Here is a 22,510-nt window from a genome sequence, read left to right as displayed (position 1 = left end):
CGTTACCAATATATAATACTGTAATTTAATATGGCTCAATACGAACTACTGTTACCAAAGATGGGTGAAAGTGTTGCAGAAGCAACGGTGATTAAATGGGTAAAACAACCTGGTGATGTTATTGAATTAGACGATACCGTTTTAGAAATCGCTACTGATAAGGTAGATTCTGAGGTGCCGTCGCCGGTTGCCGGTAAATTAGTAAAACAATTATTTGCTGAAGATGAAGTTGCCCAGGTAGGGGATGTAATTGCCATTATCGAAACGGAAGGCGGCAACGCTCCTGAAGTTGAAGCGCCTGTTGCAGAAGAGCCAGTGGCAGAAGAAAAGATCGCTGCTATACCTGGAATTGAACAGTTGCCTGATGAGGATCATGCGGTAAACACAAACGACTTTAGTTCATCCGATCGCTTTTATTCTCCTTTGGTTAAGAGCATTGCAGCCCAGGAAAATATTTCATTGGCTGAATTAGATGCCATAAAAGGTTCTGGTGTTGACGGACGTTTAAATAAAGATGACTTATTGGATTATATTGCCCGGAAAAATAGTGGCACCACAAAAACGGCTACAGTGGTATTAACTCCACCTGCTCCATCGGTTAACGAAGTTGTACTTCAAAAAAATGATCATTCTCCACAAACTCCATCTGTAAATAAACCTTCTACCACAAGTGTTAATGGTGGAGATGAAGTTATCGAGATGGATAGGATGCGCAAGCTCATTTCCGATCATATGGTAATGAGTAAAGCAACATCACCGCATGTTACTTCTTTTGTAGAGGCAGATGTAACCAACATGGTATTGTGGCGCAATAAAGTCAAAAACAGTTTCGAGAAACGTGAAAATGAAAAAATAACGTTTACCCCAATATTTGTGGAGGCGGTTGCCAAAGCCATTAAAGATTTCCCGATGATCAATGTTTCGGTTAATGGGAACCAGATCATCAAAAAAGGAAATATCAATATTGGTATGGCCGCGGCTTTACCAAGTGGCAACTTAATTGTTCCGGTAATTAAAAACGCTGATCAGCTAAACCTGGTAGGCTTAACCAAGGCTGTTAACGATCTGGCTGCAAGAGCAAGAAATTCTAAATTAAAACCTGACGAAACACAAGGCGGAACATTTACCTTAACCAATGTAGGTAGTTTTGGGAATGTGATGGGTACGCCGATTATTAACCAACCCCAAGTCGCTATTTTGGCGGTAGGTGCGATTAAAAAGAAACCTGCCGTATTGGAAACCGAGCATGGCGACGTAATTGCGATCAGGCACATGATGTTTTTGTCACTATCATATGATCACAGGGTTGTAGATGGTTCGTTGGGCGGAATGTTTGTGCGTAGGGTGGCAGATTATTTAGAAAGCTGGGATCTAAACAGGGAAATTTAATCATTTCTCAGGTTTCAATTAACGGCTTTCGATTGGTGTAATTCACAAAATTAGAACAACCTAGTAGTTAAACAATCAATAATGTTAGCTTCAAATTTAAAATCAATAGTTTCAGATAATGTGTTGCATGCCAAATGGTTAAATACATTGTCTTATATGGAAAATGCAGGTGCGAAGAAGATCTCCGCTTCAGAACATAAAGAAAATGTAAACCTCATTATTCTTAAACATGCTGCAGAAGAACACCGTCATGCTTACTATTTAAAAAAGCAGATTTCGAAGCTTGATGAGGCTCTTTGTAAAACTTATACCAACGCCGAGCTGTTATCGCCAAATCATACCAAATACTATTTACATGCCCTGGATATTGCAGTTTGTCGCTATTTAAAAGCTGTATTTAATCTTTCGGGTTATGATTTAAAATTCGCTGCTTATTTATTTGTTACTTATGCCATTGAAGTACGTGCCGATGAATTGTATCCAATCTATCAGGCAGCTCTTGATGAAGCAAAAAGCAGGGTAAATGTGAAATCGATTATTCTGGAGGAAGAGGGGCATCTGGAGGAAATGATGAGCCAATTGGTTAATTTTTCTGATGATTGGGAAAACCATGCAGCTGAGGTCATTAAAATTGAAAAAGCGCTATTTGAAGATTGGGTTACTGCTTTAGCCGCGGAACTTCCTGTAAATGCTTAATTCTATTAGTTTTAAACTGGTATAATTAATGAAAAGAATCAGTTTTGCTGAGAATAATGATATAAAAGAATTTGTAATCTCCTCAACTAAAAATTGGTTCTTTATTATTGCGTTTGCGCCATTTTTGCTGGTATGGCTAGCTGTTGAACTTTTTTTTTCGATCATAATCCTTGCTAATCTAAAAGCCATAAGCTCATTAAGTATTTGGTTCTTAGGATGGACGGCAATAGGGCTGTTCTTTATTAAAACATGGCTTTGGGAAGTATTTTGCAAGACTATTTTAAGTATTCAAAACAACAAACTCATCATTAAAAAGAAATTTGATTTTATTTCTTCCTCAAAATATATCAGTTTAACAGGAATAACTGATTTAATGATATTGAATAAAGATATAGAAAGCACCAAATATTTTACGAGACCCAATTACTTATTCTCAACCAATACAAAATCAATCATCTTTAATGATGGTTCTTCTAAAATTACTGCAGTAGACTGGATCAATCAGGAAGATGCAGAACTAATTATCAAAATATTGAGTGAGTCAATAGAAGTAGCAAGATCTCATAAAAACCAATCCAGCTAACCTTTGTTTTCTTAGTAAATATAATTATCATGGCTAAATTTTCAGATTTAATTAACGGTGATAAACCAGTGCTGGTCGACTTTTTTGCTGAGTGGTGTGGCCCGTGTAAAATGATGAAACCGATTTTGGAGCAACTGAAATCTCAAGTGGGCGACTCGGTTTCGATTATCAAAGTAGATATCGATAAAAATCAACCGGCTGCTTCATCGTTTAATGTTCAAAGCGTGCCTACACTCATTCTATTCAAAAATGGAAAACAAGTTTGGAGGCAAAGTGGTGTACTGCAGGCTTCGCAACTAAAACAGGTGATTGATGCCCATGCTTAAACTTCCAGCACGCTTTTAGGGGTAACGGCAAATATCCGCTCACTCGTTTTAGGGTAGATATTGTATAGTCCTGTAAAAAGACTAAAAGCAGGCAGAACAGCATATTCCTTGCCAAAATAAAAACAAGGAAATTTTAATCTTTGCTTTGCTTTCCCGACTATGGTAACCCCTGGATGGATATGGCCGCTAATGGGGTATAATTCATCTTCGGTACATTGTGGAGCATCATGAATAAAACAAAACGGCCCCAAACAAAAACTGGGTTCATGTATTTCGATGCCCATTTCCGCATAATTCGCGTTCGAAAGCCTGTCGTGATTTCCTTTTACCAATAAAAAATTAAGTTCCTGGTATTGCTTTCTCCAAACAGAAAACTCTTCAATGTCTGTATTTAAACCATGGTGAAACATATCACCATTGATCAGCAATGTTTCAGGCTGATATTGCTTAATTAACCAGCTTAAACGTTGTAAATCTGTTTGGGCAATGGTTGCAGGCACTTGCAAACCGGCCTGACGAAAATGGGCAGATTTGCCCAAATGTAAATCGCTTATTGCTAAAAGCTGATGTTTGGGTAAGAACAAAGCCCTTTCTTTATCTAAAATCAACTCTTCACCCTGGCTTATAATGGTCATTTATTTACGCTATTGTCATCCTGAGCCTGTCGAAGGATCTTTAATTTTAGACAGGTTACAAGAAAATGTTTTTATCTAATTCTCTCTGCTTCGGCTTTCATTCTGGCAATCCGTTGCTCTAACTCTTCAGAACTCATGTTTTCGCGTAAACTGTCTACTTTAATAGGAAAAGACAGTGGTGTGAAACTTTTTGGATTGGTGATAATAATTGCTCCATTTTGAATTCTTTCTAAAGCAGCTGCCAATCTGGGTTCTTCCAGTTGTTGGTAAAAAACCTCATCGTATGCCTGTCGCAAAAGTAAATTATGTTTATCATAATCGCTAAAAACATTAAAAAACAGACCGGCAGATGACTGGAGGTGTTTATTGGCCACATATTTGCCAGGATAGCCCTGAAAAACGAGTCCGGAGATGCAGGCAATATCTCTGAATTTCCTTCTTGCCATTTCAGTTGAATTGATACTTTGTGTAATATCTTCAGTTAAATTCTTAGGTGAAAAAACTTCGTAGGCAATCGATTCGTCCATAGGTATTTCTGTTTCACTTAAAAGTTCAAAACCATAATCGTTCATGGCAATAGAAAAACTGATAGGCAACAGTTTACTCAGGCGATAGGCCACCAGGGCCGCCAAAACTTCATGTACCAATCGCCCCTCAAAAGGGTAGGCAAAGAGGTGAAAACCTTCTTTATTGTTAATAAGCTCTATCAGTAACTCGTCGTTTTTGGGAACATGGGAACGTTTTTCCTGTAATAAGAATAGTGGATAGACCGTGTCTAATTCCTCATCCTGATGGGTTTTGTCCAGGGCTTCATTATATTTTTTTCTTAAAACTGATCCTAAATTGGAAGATAGCGGTAAGCGACCACCATTCCAGCTAGGAGAGATTGCATTTTTCTGTTTACTCACCCGCACAACAACGGTCATATCTTTCACCTGAACAAATTCCAGAACCCTTCCGGCTAAGCGGAAATTATCTCCGGCTTTTAATCGGGTTACAAAATATTCTTCTACCATGCCGATATAACCGCCAGAAATGAATTTCACTTTCAACATCGCGTCACTTACAATGGTTCCGATATGTAACCTGTGCCGCATGGCCAGTTGTCTGCTCTTTACTTTCCAAAGTCCGTCTTCATCTTTAATTACTTTTTTGAATTCGGTATAGGCACTTAAACTATCTCCTCCTGAGGTAATAAACTGCATCACCCAGGCCCATTCTTCGGGTAAGATCATTTTAAAGGCGTGTGTACCCTTAATTTCTTCATAAATGATTTTATCATCAAATCCGTCGCCTATGGCCAGCGTAACCAAATATTGGATCAGGGTATCAAATACCATAATAAAGGGTTCACGGCTCTCTATATTGTTTGTTTTAGCAGCTTCTTTAATTGCTGCCGCCTCAACCAGTTCTAAAGCGTGGGTTGGTAAAAAATATATTTTGGAAATTTCATGAGGGGAGTGTCCGGAGCGTCCTGCTCTTTGCAAAAACCTGGCAACACCTTTTGGCGATCCTACCTGAACCACTGTATCAACGGGCTTAAAATCTACGCCTAGATCTAACGATGATGTAGCAATAACAGCTTTGAGCTGTCCGGTATGTAGTGCATCCTCAATCCAGTTGCGGAGTTCAAAATCTATCGATCCATGATGTATGGCAATGCGTCCCGCAAGTTCGGGTTCAATGTTAAGTAAATGCTGGTACCACATTTCCGATTGTCCGCGGGTATTGATGAAAATTAACGTCGTTTTACTTTTTTCTATAATGGGTAAGAGCTTATAAGCGAGCTTTAAACCCAAATGCCCCGCCCAGGGCAATGTATCGATATCATCAGGCAGGATGGATTTAATCTGGATTTTCTTTTCCAGATCGGCCTTAACAATCACTCTTTTGGCTGCTAAATCCGGCGTCAATACATCTAAAGCCTCTTCAATATTTCCAATGGTTGCTGAAATTCCCCAAATCCTCAAGAATTGGTTTTTTTCCAGCTTTTGTAAACCTTTAATACGGGAAACGGCTAACTCAACCAGTACGCCCCGTTTGCTGCCCAAAAGTTCGTGCCATTCATCCGCCACAATGCATTTAAGATTACGGAACAGTGTTGATGAACCTTTTTGTGCCAGCAACAGGTGCAGGCTTTCCGGGGTTATCAATAGAATTTCGGGCATCGATTTTTTCTGTTGTACTTTCTCTGCCTGCGAAGTATCGCCATTGCGGACACCTACGTGCCAATCCAGTTCCAGTTCCAGTAAAGTTTCACGCATCGCTCTTGCAATATCTTTGGCCAAAGATCGGAGTGGGGTAATCCAGATCAATTGTAAACGGTCTTTAGCTTTTTTATTATGGGTTGCTGAGGCATTTAAAGCTTCAATTACTACAGCCAAAAAAAGTGAAAATGTTTTTCCAAAACCAGTAGGCGCGTTAACCAAACCACTATAGCCATTAAGATAATACTGCCAGGCATCTTCCTGAAATTGAAAAGGCCTGCGTTTATTTGCCTTTAACCAGGCTTTTATCTTTTTATAACCTTTGGTTTTGGTTTGGTCCATTCTTTTTGTTTTTCCTTATGATTTTATATTGATCTGTTTTTAGTTTTTTGAAAAGCAATTGCAGTAATGCTTCGGTTAAAGCATTTCTGCCACGCACTTTACTTTTTTCAGCAACTCCCAACTCCTCGGTCTGTGTCCTCACAGACCGAAATCTTTCAAGTTATAATGTAATGGTCTGTGAGGACACACACCATGGTGGCGGACCATGGAGACGCTAAAGTGTTGATTGCAATAGCTGCCTCAAATCCTCTAAAGTATTAATTTCATCAGCTTTTTTATCTTTTCGCCACCGCAATATACGTGGAAAACGTAAAGCTAAACCTGCCTTATGTCGTTTGCTTTCTGCAATTCCCTCAAACGCAATTTCAAAAACCAGTTCGGGTTTTACGGTGCGTACCGGACCGAATTTTTCAATTGCATTACGGTTTACAAAAGCATTTACCTCTTTAATTTCTTTATCTGTTAAGCCGGAGTAAGCTTTGGCAATCGTCACTAAATTCTCGCCGTCACGAACGGCAAAGGTATAATCAGTAAAAAAATTAGCCCTTCTTCCACTTCCTTTTTGCGCATAAATCATTACTGCATCAACCGTATAGGGGTTAATCTTCCACTTCCACCAATCGCCCCGTTTTCTTCCGCTGTGATAGTGAGAATTTAATTTTTTAAGCATAATGCCTTCACTGTTAATGGAACGCGAGGTTTGTCTTAAGTCTGCCAGCTCCTCCCACGAGCTGCAATTGATTACAGGAGATATCATCACCGGACTTTCGTCTAAACCACCGATCAGCTTTTCTAATGTATTACGCCTTATGCTTAAAGGTTCTTCCCTGAAATCTTTAGCTCCATATTCTAAAATATCATAAACAAAAAATCCGATGGGTGCATCGTCCAGCTGTTTTTTACTAATCGTTTTCCGGTTTAAACGCTGTTGTAATGTGCTAAATGATAAAACCTGTTTATCTTGTACTGCCAGTATTTCGCCGTCTAAAACTACGCCATCAAGCAAAACATCGATCATAAAATGCAATTCGGGAAACTGTTCTGTAACCAGTTCTTCTCCACGGCTCCAGATAAAAAGTTCTCCATTGCGCTTTACAATCTGCCCGCGGATACCATCCCATTTCCATTCGGCCTGCCATTCAGCAATATCGCCCAGTTTTTCAGGCTCTTGCTCCAGTGCATATGCCAGGCAAAATGGGTAAGGCCAGGAATTATCTGTATTTACATGGATGCCATTAATCAGCTCATGAAAAGTAATTTCATAAGGGTTCCATTTCCCCATAATGCTGTGCATAATCTGGGCGCTATCTAAGCTGCTTTGTTTGGCCAAGGCATTTACCAGCATTTTATTGGAAACGCCAATCCTGAAATTACCCGAAATCAATTTGTTAAAAATGAAACGTTCCTGTGTTTCGAGTTTGTTCCAGGCACTTAAAATGAAATCTTTTTTGGTTTCATCATCTTTGCCTTCTAAATCGTGCAAGTCTTCAACCCATTTATGTAGTTGAAAGTCAGAGGTATTCTCAGCGGGGGGCAATAGTAAAGCAATGGTTTCGCTTAAATCGCCAACATTAGCGTAGCTTTCAGCAAACAACCATTCTGGTGTTTGGGTAATGTCTATCGCCCAGTATTTCAACAAGGCTGATTTAATTGGTCTTTTAGGTTTCTTACCCGTAAATAAGGCTATTACCCACACTTTATCTTTATCGTCGGCATAGTTAAAATAATCAACCAGGGCCGCGATTTTATCGTTGGTTTTATTGCTCAGTTCGAGCTGCTGGATCAGTTTTGCAAAGCGTTTCATGGTTGTTTAATTTTCGTTCTGCCCGGCTAAATCAACTTTGTTTTCTTCATCATCTTCCTGGCCAAACCTGGTTAAAACTTCTGCAGCTTCTATTCCCTCATCATTTAAAAAGCGGCTAAAAGCGGCTGTAAAACCATGAGTAACATATACTTTTTCGGCACCTGTTGCAGTAATGGCTTCCATTAAGCCAGGCCAGTCTGCATGGTCGCTCAGCGCAAAACCGGCATCAGCACTTTGCCAGCGGCGGTGTGCCCGTACCTGCATCCAGCCAGAACATATACCGGTAACCGGGTGGGATAAATTTTTGATCCAGCGGCTATCGCGCATGGCGGGCGGTACAATTACAATTCCTTTCTGTAACTCGTCTTTTGTGGTTTCAGGAGTAATCCTAATCGTTTTGGGAAGCTTTACACCAGCTTCTATAATCACTTCATTAAGGTTGGCAATGCTGTTATGTACATAAATAGGGGTATTGCCTGCCAGGTTTTTAATTAAACGCTGCGCTTTGCCCAAACTATAGGCAATTAATACACTTGTTTTCTGTTGGTTGATGTTATCATTAACCCAGTTCTTTATTCCATTGAAAACAATTTCCTGTTTTTGCCATTTGTAAACTGGCAGGCCAAAAGTGCTTTCTGAAACAAAAGAATGACATTTTACAGCCTCGAATGGTGTGGTGATGCCATCATCTTCAATTTTATAATCACCAGATATGACGCAAATTTCACCTTTGTATTCCAGGCGTACTTGTGCAGAGCCAATAATATGTCCGGCCGGAAAAAAAGAAATATTTACGCCGTTACGGGTAATGCTTTCTCCATACTCCAGTGTTTCTACGTTTAAATCTTCACTGATCCTGCGTTTGATGATGGGTTTGGTTAAGGTATGGCAGAGGTAGTATTTATTTCCGAAACGAACGTGATCGCTATGGCCATGTGTAGTTACTGCATAATCTACAGGCCACCAGGGGTCTACATAAAAATCGCCCTGCTTACAGTAAATTCCTCTTTTGGTAAATTCTATTAATGCCATAGCTACTTAACAATAAAACCAATGATTAGTTTTGGATGATTATCGGGTATTTACCCGATAATTTGAAATATCGGCTAAATACCCGATAATTTGAAATATCGGCTAAATACCCGATATTATTTTAAAATATAAATAATAAGTTCGATATTGTAATATGATTTGTATTATAACAGGTGATATTATAGGCTCAAGAAAAATTAAAGACAGCTGGTTATCGGACCTGAAAACGGCCTTAAAAGTAGTTTCTGATCATAGTGGTAAGTGGGAAATTTATCGGGGAGATAGCTTTCAGTTAGAAGTAGGACCAGAAAATGCCATCAAAACCGCGGCCTATTTAAAAGCCTGTATCAAGGTAAATAAACCTGCAGATGTACGAATGGGAATCGGAATTGGAGCAATAAAAACTAAACGTAAAAAACTTTCAGAATCCAGTGGAGATGCTTTTGTGTATTCAGGAGCGGCTTTTGACAGTTTAAAACAGGCTAAGGTTAATTTAGCAGTTAAAACAGATTCTGCTGATTTTGACGAGGAAATTAATGTTTTAATTAAGTTATCGTTGATTGCGATGGATAGTTGGGGTGTTGTAGCTGCCGAAATGGTAAAAATGGCCCTGGAAAATAACGATTTATTGCAGAGCGAACTGGCCGCTATTTCAGGCCGAACGCAATCATCGGTTAGTGAAGCATTAAAACGCGCACATTACAGCGAAATCATGGAAATGGACAGGATTTACCGTAAAAAATTGAACCAAATGATTTTAAAATAATGGACATCTATTTAATCAAACTTATTCTTGCCCATTTAATCGGGGATTTCTTTTTGCAGCCTAATGCCTGGGTAAAAGATAAGGAAAGGAAAAAATTAAAGTCAGGCAAGCTCTATTTGCATGTAATGATCCATGTGGCTTTGATATTTATTGTTTTTTTGAGCTTTGATGTTTGGAAAACGGCATTAACAATAGGTGTAATCCATTTGATTATTGATGCGCTAAAATCCATCTTTCAAACCCAAAAAAATGCACGGATACTGTTTTTTGTTGATCAGGTTTTGCATTTCAGCTCGATTGTAGCTGTATGGCATCTTTTCTATAATGGAAGTTTAAATATTGTTTTTTTTAACAATCCGCACACCTGGCTACTTATTTCAGGCGCCTTATTTTTAACCCTCCCTACATCAATTATCATGAAAGTGATTATTGCTAAATGGATTCCTGATAACCAGCCTGACAGTCCCAAATCGTTGGAGAACGCGGGCAAATACATCGGGATATTGGAAAGGACTTTGATTTTTCTGTTTATTCTTACCAACCATTTTGAGGCCGTTGGTTTTTTACTTGCAGCGAAATCCATATTCCGGTTCGGTGATTTAAAAGAAAAACACGATCTCAAATTAACCGAATATGTACTGATTGGAACTTTGTTAAGCTTTGGTATTGCCATTGTAACGGCCATGCTGATTCAAATGTTTATTGCATAAAAAAAGCAGCCCGAAAGCTGCTTCTAAATTTCTATCTTGCTCCCGGAGGGCAATTTTCTTTTAAAAACTTAGTGTAGGTTAAAGATAAGTGTTTGCTGGTACCTTCACCTTCAGAAATGCTGTGAGTACGGTTTGGATAACTCATCAGTTGAAAAACCTTTCCGTTTTTAATTAACTCATTAATCAGCATTTCGGCATTTTGATAATGCACATTATCGTCGCCCGTGCCATGGATATACAACAAATTGCCTTTTAGGTTTTTAGCATGTGTAATTGGCGAACCTTTAATGTATGCCTCTTTGCTCGGAAAAGGTGTACCCATATAACGTTCCTGATAAACATTATCATAGGTTAACTGATTACCAACCGCCGCAATAGCAATACCTGTTTTATAAATTTCAGGATATTGGAACATCAGGTTTAATGTAGAAGAGCCGCCTCCGCTCCATCCCCAAACCGCTACACGGTCTTTATCCATATACGCATGGGTAGCCAATAATTTTTTAGCGGCCATTGCCTGATCGCGGATATTAATTACACCAATATTTTTATAGATGCTTTTACGCCAGGCGCTCCCTTTCGGAACAGGTGCACCTCTATTATCCATTGAAATATAGATATAACCATCTTTAGCCATATCGCCGTCATATAAATGATTTGTGCCGGCACCGTCAACATCCAGCGCTGTTGCACCTGCAGGCTCACCATATACATAAAATAAAACGGGATACTTTTTATCTGGATTAAAATTATCCGGCTTTTTCATCCACCCATCCATTTCAATTCCATCTTCGGTCGTTACTTTAAAAAACTCAACCTTGTTTTTCGATACTGATTGTTTCGCCAGTTGCGAAGTAATGCTTCCATCCATTGTAAATGGATTTCCGGTAGTAAAGTTCATCCATTCTGTAATGAATCTAACAACCGAACTGTTATAAGAATGGCGGGCAAAAGCCGCATTAGGTGAAATGTCGTAATTGTGGGTACCGGGTAAAACAGATGGTGTAACCTGCTCCAGCTTACCTTTTCCATCCAATTTGGTTTTAAAGAGATATTTCTGGGTTGCATTTGTTGGCGAGGCCAGGAAATAAACCTGGTTATTTTTTACATCAATCAGTTTTACATCAATTACATCATAATTACCTTTTGTAACCAATGTTTCTTTCTTCCCATCCAAACTAATCCTGTACAGGTGGTTCCAGCCATCTTTATCCGATAAAATGGTAAACTCTTTGTTATCGTTTAACCATTTCCATTCATCCTGTGCATCAATCCAGGCTTTGGCTTTCTCGGTATAAACAGCTTTTGCCGATCCTGTAGCTGCATTACAGATAAATACGATACTTTCATTCTGCTCACGGTTCAGCTGCTGTAAAATAATATTGTTACTGTTGGGTACCCACTGCATGCGTGGAATATAGTGCTGAATATTATCACCAGGAACATCTAGCCAGTTGGTTTTGGCTGTTGCAATATCAACTACGCCAACTTTGCAGGCAGATGGGTTTTGACCCACCTTTGGATATTCTACAGGAATAGTAAATGGATAAATAGAATCAGTATTATTGATCATTAAGAAATTTTTGATCTTGGTTGCATCCAGCTGCCAATATGCGATAGATTTACCATCCGGACTCCATCTAAAGCCATCCCGGCAATCAAATTCTTCTTCATAAACCCAATCGAAAGTACCATTAATCATGCGTTCTGTACCATCAGTTGTTAAAGCTTTGGCCCCGGTACCATCAACATTTTCTACATATAGGTTATGTTTGCTTACATAGGCTACTTTGCTGCCATCAGGCGATAATTTAGCAAACATTAATGATGAGGCTGGTTTGTCTTTTCCAATCTGGGTAATCTTATTCGCGGTTAAATCAGCCAGCCAATAATCACCACGGGTATCGTAACGCCAAACTTTTTTACTGTTGGTGTAGATTAATGCTTTTGTACCATCGTCAGACAGTTGAAAACTCCTTACCGGAATGGCATTAGCTTTTCCGGCAGGTGTTAACAGTGCCCTGGATATGACTGTTTTTCTATCACCTTTAGGGAGGGCAACCGAAATAATTTCTCCATTTGCAATCTGATAGTAGGAATTACCGTCTTTTGCCCAGTTGATATTTTGAGCTTTTGCATCAATAAGCGAACAAAATGCTATACAAGCAACTGATAATCTGAATAATAATTTTTTAATCATATATAATTTTTGGACATAAAAAAAGCTTTTTAACTTTCGGGCTAATTTAAATAAAAAGCCTGCAGTTAAAAAGCTGTAAATTACCTTGAATTGGTTAATTATTCACCACCACCTTGCATGGCTTTCAAATCTTCCATAGTTACTACTTCATAACCGGCAGGCACTTCAGTATTAATGGCACCAACTTTGGCTTCAGAAAGAGATTTTAAAACCAGGTCAGAATTTACACCGTTAATTAATGCAGAATATTTTACAGGAAGTGCACCCAAGCCTTTAAATAGGCCTCCACTTGTAATTGCAGCAATATCAACATCTTTTGTTGCCCATAATTCATGCGCTCCGCCTTTGTCATCTTTGTAGGTATACTTTTCTGCATTAAATCCGGCAATGGTCTGTTTTTCGCCAGTTGCTTTATAATCAGAATATTTTGGCATTAAAGCTTCCTGTGCTTCTGTTTCTGCTTTGCTCACCTTTACTGCAAACTGTTTTTGAGCTACCGGAACATCAATCAATAATAATCCGGTTTTATCCGCTGTATTCGAAATGATATTTACCAGGGCGGGGCCATTTTCAATTTCGATTTTAGTTAAGTTGCCATTAAATTTAGTTTTAACTTCAGTTGTGGTACCATTTGCCGTTACAGCAAATACTAAAGTACCTTCAGCAACTTTCTTTTGTGCATGGGCAATTATAGCTGTACTCACCAAGATTAAAGCTACAATGCTGGTTTTGATTGATTTGAACATGTTTTTATTGTTGTTAAGTTATTTACCAATTAATTTTCTCTTTATTTAAAAATGACGAGATCCCTTTTTTAAAATCCTCACTTTCTCTTACCCTCGCATTAATCTGTACTGCGGTTTCCAAACTCTTTTCTAAATGCAGATTAACCGTTTGGGTAATCAGCTGTTTGGTTATCATCAGCGAATTGCCCGAACTTCCTGTACACAAACTTAATGCAAATTCTCGTGTTTTTTGATGGATATCGGATGAATTTGTTACAAAATTGATCAAATTATATTTTAATGCCTGCTCCGCAGAGAAAGTTTTGCCGGTTAGTAAAATTTCTTTGGCGATGGATTCGCTTACCTTCTGTTTTAAAAAACAGGAAACTATAGCCGGAACAAAGCCGATTTTTACTTCGGTATAGCCAAAATTACTTTCAGGGGTTGCAAAAATAATATCGCAAACGGTTGCCAAACCACAGCCACCGGCAATAGCATGTCCCTCTACCTGAGCAATCACAACCTTTGGCAGATAATAAATCGTTGTGAAGAGTTTCTTTAAATGATTGGAATCGGCTACGTTTTCTTCAAATGTATTATATTGTAATTGTTGAAGATAAGTCAAGTCTGCACCTGCGCTGAACGCATCGCCATTTGCATTTAATATGACCACTTTCACCAGATCATCTTCTGATGCCCTTATAAATGCTGCAGTTAACTCGGCAACAAGTTGTGGGTTTAGCGCATTTCTCTTTTCGGGCCTGTTGATTGTTATTGTTGCTATCCTTTCAGCAACCTGATATAAAACCAGATTTTCCATGTTATTGGCTTAGTTGCACCAAATATGCTTTATTTTTCTTTAAAACATATACATCTATATTATTATTCTCGAATTCTTTTTTAAAGATCCGAATTTTATAATCTCTATTGGTCGCATCTATTATTGCCGTTTTATATTTAATATCTCGGTGTATTTTTGCTAAATTAAATTTTGTATTTCCACTTACCCAGATGCCAGAAAAGCTGGCATTTCCATTGATCTCTTTATCATTCAAATCTTCACCAACCAAGAGCATTTTATATTGAAAAAAGGCAATCTGATTGTTGTTTGATACGAAGCGCTTTAAAACAGTGTCTTTTTTTAAACTTATAAAATGTATGTTATCTACCTGCAGCTGAGATAATGCAGGTTCAACCGAAAAGGTATAGTTTTTATCTTCACGATTTAAATCGGAAACCAAAACCGCTTCCTTTCCATCAATAAAGGCGGCCGCATAATTTTTTCTCAACGAAAAGAAAATAATTTTCCGCTGCTGAAAAACCATCAGGTCATCGCGCAAAATCAAAAGTTGATAACAGACAAATAAGAATAAAGAGCCAAATAAAAATCGCTTGTTAAGTTTTGTCAATGCATAAATGAACATGCCCAGCGAGCAACTCAATAACATAAATTCTGGCAGATCAATCCATATGGATGAAAAGCTGGCGTATGGCAAATTGGCGATCCAGTTTAGCACTGCATTTGTAAAATTTATAATCCATTCGAATACGGGAGCCAGAAATCCGAACGATGGGATTAATACAGCAATCCCTAAATACATCATTAATATTAACGGAATGGTTATGAAAAGATTAGCAAATAAAAAATAAAGGGGGAATTGATGAAAATAATAGATACTCAATGGAAATGTGACTATTTGCGCAGCAAGAGACATAGATGTCAGACTCCATATTTTATCCAACCAACCACTATCAGTGTAGATAAGCTTGTATATTTTTGGCTGAAGATAAATCAGGCCAAATACGGCGAGATAGGAAAGTTGAAAGCCCACATCCCAGATTAAAAATGGATTGTAAACGAGTTGACAAAATGCCGAAAAGGCCAATACATTATAACTATTGGTTTTCTTCGATAAAACTTTGGCCGCGATTAAAATACTGATCATGATGGCTGAACGGACGACAGAGGGCGATAAACCGGTCATCAAGGCATATCCCCAGATCAAGGTGCAGATGAATATCAGTTTCACTATTCGTAACGTCCGGTTATTATTCAAAAAGAAAAACATAAAATCCAAAATGACATAGATGATGGCTACATGCGCCCCTGAAACAGATAAAGCATGAATGGTTCCTGTTTTGGAGTAAGCCGACAACGTTTCTTTACTTAAATCAGCACGGTATCCTAAAATAAGGGTAGAGGCCACGGCAAAAGCCTCATCACTTTTAATCAAACTTCTATATTTTGCAACTTGCCTTTCCCTTAAGCTTAAGGCTATTTTTTTGATCGGATTGCCAACGTTGTTTTTGGTGCTAATCATGTGATCCTGATCTATAAATGCCTGATGATAAATTTGCTGACTGGCCAGCCAAGCTTTAAAGTCAAATTCTGCAGGGTTGTATGGAGGTTCTATTTCGGTGTATCTAACTGAGATCATCATTTCATCGCCATATTTTATCCTGAGGGGTTTCAGGCTATCTAATTTGACGTTCAGCAACAATTGGCCTGATGCCTTGATCTGCTTATCTTTCAGATACCCGGATAGTATTTCAACCTTTAAGCGTACAATATCATGATTCCGTTGAGGTTCGCTATTTACCCAAACTTTAAAATGATTGCACCCGGTGTTTGCAAAGTAGTTTTGTTTTAACCTTTCATTTTTGAGCAGGCAAAATAAGCCACCAAGGCTGAAGAAAAAAATGTAAATTAAAAAACCAACGGTGCCTTTATAACGGTATACGTTGTATTTTTTATACACAACATTTAAGAATAATAGTCCTGTTAAAATAGTGAATACAATTATGATCAGGCATTTAACAGATGTCAATGCCGGGAAATAATAAAAAATACAGATACCCAGAATAAAAGGCAAGAGGATTCTGGCAAAAATATATTCCGTTTTAAACATCGGTTAAAATTGATAGCGTACCTGAATTTTAACCTCCGATTTTTTATTACCCTTAATCTCGTCCAGATAGGTACCTACCGTTTTTACGTCCTGATAAATAAACAGCCCATATCGAAACCACACGTTGAGCTTTTTGATCACATTATATCTCAGGTTCAGATAGGTTCTAAACCCTTTTCCATTATACATTCCAAAGGCAAAACTGTATAACACATCATCTTCGTAAGCGTAAATTCTACTATTATAACTCGGCGTATTAAAATATGCAAACCGTACATTTCCACTTAACCTGGCAAACATTGGCGAATAGTCTACATCCTGATAAATGAGGTATCCAAATTCCCTTTTGGCACTTCCTTTCTTATATTGGGAAATCTCCACGCGGTTTTGAAATTGCCAGTTCTTATTCAGTTGCCAATTTGTCTCTGTACGGTAGCCATCTCTTTTTACGTCGTCTAAAAACTTTACCGGTACATTCAGATCGGTGTTCTGTTGCTTTTTTTCTGATTTGTACCGGACCAAAATTTTAAAAGCTTTGCTGGGCATATAAATGGCTTGCGCTAAAACTTCATAGCCTTTCGAAGGCTCATCCACACGGTATTTTAACCAGGGAAACCGGAATAAATCTCCATAAAAAGAGAATGCCCAACGTTTATTTGGGTTGATATTTAATCCTGCATATAAGCCCCTTTCATTTACCGCCTCACTCGATTCGGATACTGCCTGATTAAAGAAACTATGATAATCTTTGGCATAATTGCAATAGGTTAAAGCCGCAGAAACTGTCGATGATAAACTCACCAATACACCATTGATATAAGCAAAGCCACCACCTAAACCTTTGGCGCCCTCCCCATATAGGTACATGTTTTTATAGGTATAATTATAAAATAAACCCAGATTGGTTAAAGATTTTCCTGTAAAACTATACCGGTCATAAGCTGCAGTCTGTGTGATAAAACCACTCTTAAAATGGGTATGATAGGCAATTGCACCAATGGCAAGGTCGTTTTTAGCATATTGAATGGTGGTGCCAAATACGGTCTGTGCCAAAACACCTTTATTTTTAAGCTCTGTAGGTGTCCTGTGCAAACCGGTTTGATTGATCGTTGACTGAACTAAATTTCCATCGGCATCTAACTTTTGACTCGCATCCAGCTTGCGGAAAGAAATAAATGGGGTTACATCTACATTTTTAAATAAGTTAAGGGTTGCAGCCACACCTCTAAAAAAGGAGTATTCGTTGGTAGAATTGTAAGGTCTTAAACCCAAATCTTTTTTAGCTACGCTGGTGACATCAGGTCCTTTGCCAAAAGAAAAACCCGACCATAAGGTTAGGCCCTGCCCAAACTGCTGCGTATAATCGCCAATCACCAATTTTTTTAATTTGCCCAATTTGAATAGCGCGATGTTACCTGAATAAAAATCGAAAGGTTTGCCAATAAATTTTTCTCCCGCATCTTTATCCAAGGTGAAGGCTGCTGATAGAATTGAGCTGTATTGATACCGATATCGCATCTGAAATTTTTCTGGTGAACCTAAATACCGGTTTCCGGGTAAATCGGTGTAGCCTTTTTGTTTTTGCAGGGTTCGCGCCAGCCGCATCATGATGTCATTCTCACCTGCATGAATAAGGTTTTTAAAACCGAGATGCTGATAATCAGTCATGTCGGTTAAGGTTATAAATGGGAGCAGGGTTTGAACCGTTTTAACATCAAAGCCAGGGATACTCTGTAATTCCAGCACATCGGCAAGCGGGCCGTTTTCCTTGATATGGGTAAAGAAATTAGCAATCTGCAGCGGAGATAAAAATACCAGAGTATTTAGCTCATCAACCGATGTTTTGTTCAGGTTAATTGGGTGTTTACGATACCTTTCCAATACATCAACCAACTCGGTCATATCGTAATCATCGGGAAGGTTTTCGGCCACGCTTTCCAAAATATCACGTATATCTTCCTCCTGTGTATTGGTTTGCGCATTTGCCATAAAGCCGATCATTATTAAAGCGGCAGTTAAAAACCTAAAAGCACAACTACTTACAATTAACAATCGATGATAAAGGGCAGTAAACCATGACCTTATCAAATGCAGGATGAGAATAAGCGTGTTCCTTAAAAGACTTGTCAGTCGAAGCAGATTACCTGTTAATACAGGGGAACCGATACCAAAATGCTTTTTTGGAAATAATGAATAGGATAAAAAAGCGAGCAATACTACACACAAAATTTTCATAAGCAGGGTTTAAGCTGGTTAATAAAAAATTAGGGTGATTTTGTATTGGTAGTTCTAATATATGGAAATCATTAAAAACTACAAAAATGTATTTTAAATAGTTGACTTAATGTGGAAATATATACGGTTTAGGTAACTTAACAGGACAATTAAAGTTCTTGTGCCAGATTGACCAGAAAACTTTTCAGTTTTTCCAATGAATCAATAATTTTTTGATTCTCTTTCACACCCGTTTTATTATTCTTCAGATATTCTTTAGCACCTTTTAAGGTAAAACCTTTTTCATCAACGAGGTTGAAAATGATTTTTAGATTTTCAATGTCTTCAGGCGTAAAAAGGCGGTTGCCTTTTTTGTTTTTTTTGGGCTGGAGGATGTCGAATTCCTTTTCGTAAAAACGGATCTGCGATGCGTTGACATTAAACATTTCAGTCACCTCGCCCATGGTATAATACATTTTATTAATGTCTCTTTCTTTATAAGGCATATTTTATTGTTGATTATGAGCGTTTTATATCATTTAATTAAAGTATTCAAATGTAGCTTGATTTTTCCTTATTAACGCAATAAAATTTTAATTTTGTTCCCTCCAATAATATTGAAATGACAGCAAAAGAGATTAGACAGGCATTCCTTAGTTTTTTTGAATCGAAACAACATCATGTTGTTCCTTCGGCACCGATAGTGGTTAAAAACGATCCCACTTTAATGTTTACCAACGCCGGTATGAACCAGTTTAAAGATCTTTTTTTAGGGGAAGCCGCTATAAAATATTCTCGGGTTGCAGATACACAACGCTGTTTACGTGTTTCGGGTAAACATAACGATCTGGAAGAGGTTGGTATTGATACCTATCACCATACCATGTTCGAAATGTTGGGCAACTGGAGCTTTGGCGATTATTTCAAAAAGGAGGCGATTGCCTGGAGTTGGGAATTGTTGACGGAGGTTTATAAAATCCCTAAGGATAAATTATATGTTACTTATTTCGAAGGCGATGAAAAAGAAGGGCTGGAGAAAGATCAGGAAGCCTACGATTTATGGAAACAATATGTAGACGAAAGCCATATTTTACCTGGAAACAAAAAAGATAACTTTTGGGAAATGGGCGATACAGGGCCGTGCGGACCATGTTCCGAAATCCATGTAGACTGCCGTACGGATGAAGAAAGGGCTTTGGTTGATGGGGCTACGCTGGTCAATGCAGATCACCCGCAGGTAATCGAAATCTGGAACAATGTATTTATGCAGTTTAACCGCTTAAAAAATGGTTCATTGCAGAGCTTGCCAGCCAAACATGTTGATACCGGGATGGGCTTTGAACGTTTGGTGCGCGTTTTACAGGAAAAAACCTCCAACTATGATACCGATGTTTTCCAACCGATGATTCAATTCATTGCAGAAAAATCGGGTATTAAATACGGTGCCGACGAGAAAACCGATATTGCCATGCGCGTCATGGCCGATCACATCCGTGCCATTTCCTTTGTGATTGCCGATGGTCAGTTGCCTTCTAACAATAAAGCCGGTTACGTCATCCGCAGGATTTTACGCAGGGCTGTACGTTATGCCTATACCTTTTTAAACTTTAAAGAACCATTTTTAAATCAATTGGTGCCGCTATTGGCAGAGCAGTTTAAAGGGGTGTTTGATGAACTGATTTCGCAGCAGGATTTTGTACAAAAAGTGGTCTTGGAAGAAGAGGTTTCTTTCTTGAGGACTTTATCAACCGGGATTGAAAAGTTGGATAAATATATTTTGGGTCAAATTGCCAATGAAATTGAGAAAGACTCTTTAGATGAAAGTGGAAATTTTAAAATTAAATTATCTGGCTATTTTGCATTTGAATTATACGACACCTACGGATTCCCAATTGATTTAACTGAACTAATAGTAAAAGAAAAAAAATTATTAGGGGTCGATATTGAAGAATTTAATAAGCATTTACAGGAACAAAAAAATCGTTCCCGTGCCGCAACCGCCATTGATATGGGTGACTGGATTATCGTAAATGCTGATGATCAAAGTGAGTTTGTGGGATATGATGATTTGGAAATTGAAACCGAGATCTTAAAATATCGTAAAGTAAAAGCTAAAGGGAAAGAACAGTATCAGATTGTATTGCGCCAAACGCCATTTTATGCCGAAAGTGGTGGTCAGGTAGGCGATACCGGACGTTTAGAAGACCATAGCCGCCAGTTTTGGGTCGACATCACCGATACAAAAAAAGAAAACGGTCTGACCGTTCATTTTACCGATATATTGCCCGATAATCTGGAAGGAAAGTTCTGGGCAGTTGTAGATGAAGATAAACGGATCTTAACTGAAGATAACCACTCGGCTACGCACTTGTTACACGCCGCTTTAAAACAGGTGCTGGGCAAACATGTCAACCAGAAAGGTTCGTTGGTGAATGCAGATTACCTGCGTTTTGATTTTTCTCACTTTGCTAAAGTGACTGATGAGGAATTAGCACAGATTGAAGTAATTGTAAATCAGAAAATCAGGCAAAACATTAAGTTAAAAGAACAACGTAATGTTCCTTATCAGGATGCCATTGAAAGTGGTGTTACGGCTTTATTTGGCGAAAAGTATGGCGATTTTGTCCGCATGATCACTTTTGACGATCATTTTTCCAAAGAGCTTTGTGGCGGTACGCACGTAAAAGCGACCGGACAGATCGGCTCGTTCAAAATTGTTTCAGAAAGCGCTGTTGCAGCCGGGGTTCGCCGGATCGAAGCCATAACCGCTGATAAAGCTGAACAGTATTTCCTGGATCAAAGAAAAGAACTGGGTCATTTAAAAGCTTTACTAAACGGGAGCAAAGATTTATCTGCAGCTGTGCAGGCGTTGATTGATGAAAATGCAAAACTGAAAAAGGAAATCGAAAAATCGACGATAGAACGTGTAAATACGTTGAAACAAGATATTGTACATCATGTAAGAGGTATAAATGGTGTTAACTTGATTACTAAACACATTGATCTACAAAGTGCTGAGGCCGTTAAAAACCTGGCTTTCTCTTTAAGAGATATGGTTGATAATCTTTTCCTGGTTTTCACGACAGAAATTGATGGCAAACCAGGAATAACAGTGATGCTGGCTGATCAGCTGGTGAAACAAGGATTAAATGCTTCAAATATCGTTCGGGAACTGGGTAAAGAAATCCAGGGTGGTGGCGGTGGACAGCCGTTTTATGCTACAGCAGGAGGTAAAAATCCGGCAGGTTTAAAGGTTGTTCTGGAAAAAGCAGAAAGTTTTATTCCACATCAATAGAATGAAAAAAGCTGCACTGATTCACGTCAGCTTGCTTTCTCAATAAAAAAGAGGCTTTAAGCCTCTTTTTTATTTTAATGTCTGCCATGACCATGTTTCTCTCGGTAACCTCTGGAGAATAAACTTGTATTTACCCTTTTATCATGGTGCCTATTGTCAAGGTGATGTGGTTTATAATGATGCTTTGGTGCGCGGTTTCTAATCCTGTCGACACCGCCGCCATAAGATGAGCGGTAATAGTTATTTCGACTTACATAAGTTACCCTATGTTTGTGGTAATCACGGTATGGACTATTTCCGCGCATTACAATTTTTCGTCCGTGATGCAGATCATAACCTCTATACCTGGCAGGTAAATACCTTGATCTGATCCAACGGTTGCCATTCAAATAAACAAACTGCCTTTGAGGGACATAATAGTAAGATTGAACTTCTGGAAGATAATAATAATTAACGTTTTGGTAACCAGCAGGAATCCAAGTTGGTTGAGGACCAATGTTCACATTAATATTTACCTGAGCGTTAGATTGATTAGAAGTTAACGCCACGATACCTAAAATCGCGGAGATGATGAATAACTTTTTCATAATAATCCAATTTATTTGTGTGTGGTTCAAATAATTCAAACGCTGTGCCAAAACTTCTATTGTAACAGATATATAAAAAAGGAACTTCAA

18 protein-coding genes are annotated in these 22,510 nt (G+C 38.4%); 7 read left to right on the top strand and 11 right to left on the bottom strand.

What is annotated here, in order from left to right; genetic code table 11:
* The first annotated feature begins 30 nt into the window (after window positions 1-30).
* From BM107_RS01710 to trxA, 4 genes are all read left to right on the top strand, one after another.
* Window positions 31-1,389 carry a dihydrolipoamide acetyltransferase family protein gene (locus BM107_RS01710; protein ID WP_090979610.1) on the top strand — a complete coding sequence of 453 codons (1,359 nt, stop codon included), beginning with the start codon at window positions 31-33 and terminating at the stop codon, window positions 1,387-1,389.
* Between the two features lie 81 nt (window positions 1,390-1,470).
* Window positions 1,471-2,085, top strand: a complete 615-nt coding sequence (locus tag BM107_RS01705; RefSeq protein WP_090979607.1) for a hypothetical protein — start codon at window positions 1,471-1,473, stop codon at window positions 2,083-2,085.
* Between the two features lie 28 nt (window positions 2,086-2,113).
* Window positions 2,114-2,668, top strand: a complete 555-nt coding sequence (locus tag BM107_RS01700; RefSeq protein ID WP_090979604.1) for a hypothetical protein — start codon at window positions 2,114-2,116, stop codon at window positions 2,666-2,668.
* A 29-nt stretch (window positions 2,669-2,697) separates the two neighbouring features.
* Window positions 2,698-2,994, top strand: coding sequence for a thioredoxin (gene trxA, locus BM107_RS01695; RefSeq protein ID WP_090979602.1), 297 nt, complete (start codon window positions 2,698-2,700; stop codon window positions 2,992-2,994).
* On the opposite strand, the gene pdeM is transcribed toward trxA, so the two are convergent.
* From pdeM to BM107_RS01675, 4 genes are all read right to left on the bottom strand, one after another.
* On the bottom strand, window positions 2,991-3,629 hold the full coding sequence (gene pdeM / locus BM107_RS01690; RefSeq protein WP_090979600.1) for a ligase-associated DNA damage response endonuclease PdeM: 639 nt from the start codon (window positions 3,627-3,629) through the stop codon (window positions 2,991-2,993). The genes trxA and pdeM overlap by 4 nt on opposite strands.
* A 71-nt stretch (window positions 3,630-3,700) precedes the next feature.
* On the bottom strand, window positions 3,701-6,178 hold the full coding sequence (locus tag BM107_RS01685) for a ligase-associated DNA damage response DEXH box helicase (protein ID WP_090979598.1): 2,478 nt from the start codon (window positions 6,176-6,178) through the stop codon (window positions 3,701-3,703).
* A 214-nt stretch (window positions 6,179-6,392) separates the two neighbouring features.
* Window positions 6,393-7,982, bottom strand: a complete 1,590-nt coding sequence (locus BM107_RS01680; RefSeq protein WP_090979596.1) for an ATP-dependent DNA ligase — start codon at window positions 7,980-7,982, stop codon at window positions 6,393-6,395.
* Window positions 7,983-7,988: 6 nt separating this feature from the next.
* Window positions 7,989-9,014: a ligase-associated DNA damage response exonuclease gene (locus tag BM107_RS01675; protein ID WP_090979594.1), complete on the bottom strand. Its 1,026-nt coding sequence runs from the start codon at window positions 9,012-9,014 to the stop codon at window positions 7,989-7,991.
* A gap of 154 nt (window positions 9,015-9,168) precedes the next feature.
* Here BM107_RS01675 and BM107_RS01670 point away from each other — a divergent pair, with 154 nt between their 5' ends.
* Both BM107_RS01670 and BM107_RS01665 read left to right on the top strand, forming a co-directional pair.
* Window positions 9,169-9,780, top strand: coding sequence for a SatD family protein (locus tag BM107_RS01670; protein WP_090979592.1), 612 nt, complete (start codon window positions 9,169-9,171; stop codon window positions 9,778-9,780).
* The gene (locus tag BM107_RS01665; protein WP_090979590.1) at window positions 9,780-10,490 is read left to right on the top strand and encodes a DUF3307 domain-containing protein; all 711 of its coding nucleotides are present in this window, start codon (window positions 9,780-9,782) and stop codon (window positions 10,488-10,490) included. Before BM107_RS01670 ends, BM107_RS01665 begins: the two co-directional genes overlap by 1 nt.
* Before the next feature lie 31 nt (window positions 10,491-10,521).
* Here the strand turns inward: BM107_RS01665 and BM107_RS01660 are convergent, their stop codons facing one another.
* The 6 genes from BM107_RS01660 to BM107_RS01635 all read right to left on the bottom strand — a co-directional run bounded on the left by BM107_RS01660 (window position 10,522) and on the right by BM107_RS01635 (window position 19,044).
* Complete coding sequence (locus tag BM107_RS01660; protein ID WP_090979588.1) at window positions 10,522-12,690, bottom strand: S9 family peptidase; 2,169 nt, start codon at window positions 12,688-12,690, stop codon at window positions 10,522-10,524.
* A gap of 98 nt (window positions 12,691-12,788) precedes the next feature.
* Entirely contained in the window at window positions 12,789-13,436 is a 648-nt protein-coding gene (locus tag BM107_RS01655; protein ID WP_090979586.1) for a DUF4412 domain-containing protein, read from the bottom strand.
* 22 nt (window positions 13,437-13,458) lie between these two features.
* Window positions 13,459-14,235, bottom strand: a complete 777-nt coding sequence (locus BM107_RS01650) for an enoyl-CoA hydratase/isomerase family protein (RefSeq protein WP_090979583.1) — start codon at window positions 14,233-14,235, stop codon at window positions 13,459-13,461.
* A 1-nt stretch (window position 14,236) separates the two neighbouring features.
* Complete coding sequence (locus BM107_RS01645; protein WP_090979581.1) at window positions 14,237-16,324, bottom strand: ComEC/Rec2 family competence protein; 2,088 nt, start codon at window positions 16,322-16,324, stop codon at window positions 14,237-14,239.
* Between the two features lie 3 nt (window positions 16,325-16,327).
* The gene (locus BM107_RS01640) at window positions 16,328-18,325 is read right to left on the bottom strand and encodes a helix-hairpin-helix domain-containing protein (protein ID WP_090979579.1); all 1,998 of its coding nucleotides are present in this window, start codon (window positions 18,323-18,325) and stop codon (window positions 16,328-16,330) included.
* A 383-nt stretch (window positions 18,326-18,708) separates the two neighbouring features.
* Window positions 18,709-19,044, bottom strand: coding sequence for a MerR family transcriptional regulator (locus BM107_RS01635; RefSeq protein WP_090979577.1), 336 nt, complete (start codon window positions 19,042-19,044; stop codon window positions 18,709-18,711).
* Window positions 19,045-19,160: 116 nt separating this feature from the next.
* On the opposite strand from BM107_RS01635, the gene alaS reads away from it, so the two are divergent.
* Window positions 19,161-21,833, top strand: coding sequence for an alanine--tRNA ligase (gene alaS / locus BM107_RS01630; RefSeq protein ID WP_090979575.1), 2,673 nt, complete (start codon window positions 19,161-19,163; stop codon window positions 21,831-21,833).
* A 74-nt stretch (window positions 21,834-21,907) separates the two neighbouring features.
* Here the strand turns inward: alaS and BM107_RS01625 are convergent, their stop codons facing one another.
* Window positions 21,908-22,420 carry a hypothetical protein gene (locus BM107_RS01625; protein WP_090979573.1) on the bottom strand — a complete coding sequence of 171 codons (513 nt, stop codon included), beginning with the start codon at window positions 22,418-22,420 and terminating at the stop codon, window positions 21,908-21,910.
* Window positions 22,421-22,510 lie beyond the last annotated feature (90 nt).

It is taken from the genome of Pedobacter suwonensis, from assembly GCF_900111825.1.
In the GTDB taxonomy this organism is placed as follows: domain Bacteria; phylum Bacteroidota; class Bacteroidia; order Sphingobacteriales; family Sphingobacteriaceae; genus Pedobacter; species Pedobacter suwonensis.
This window is presented reverse-complemented; position numbering and strand designations above follow the sequence as displayed.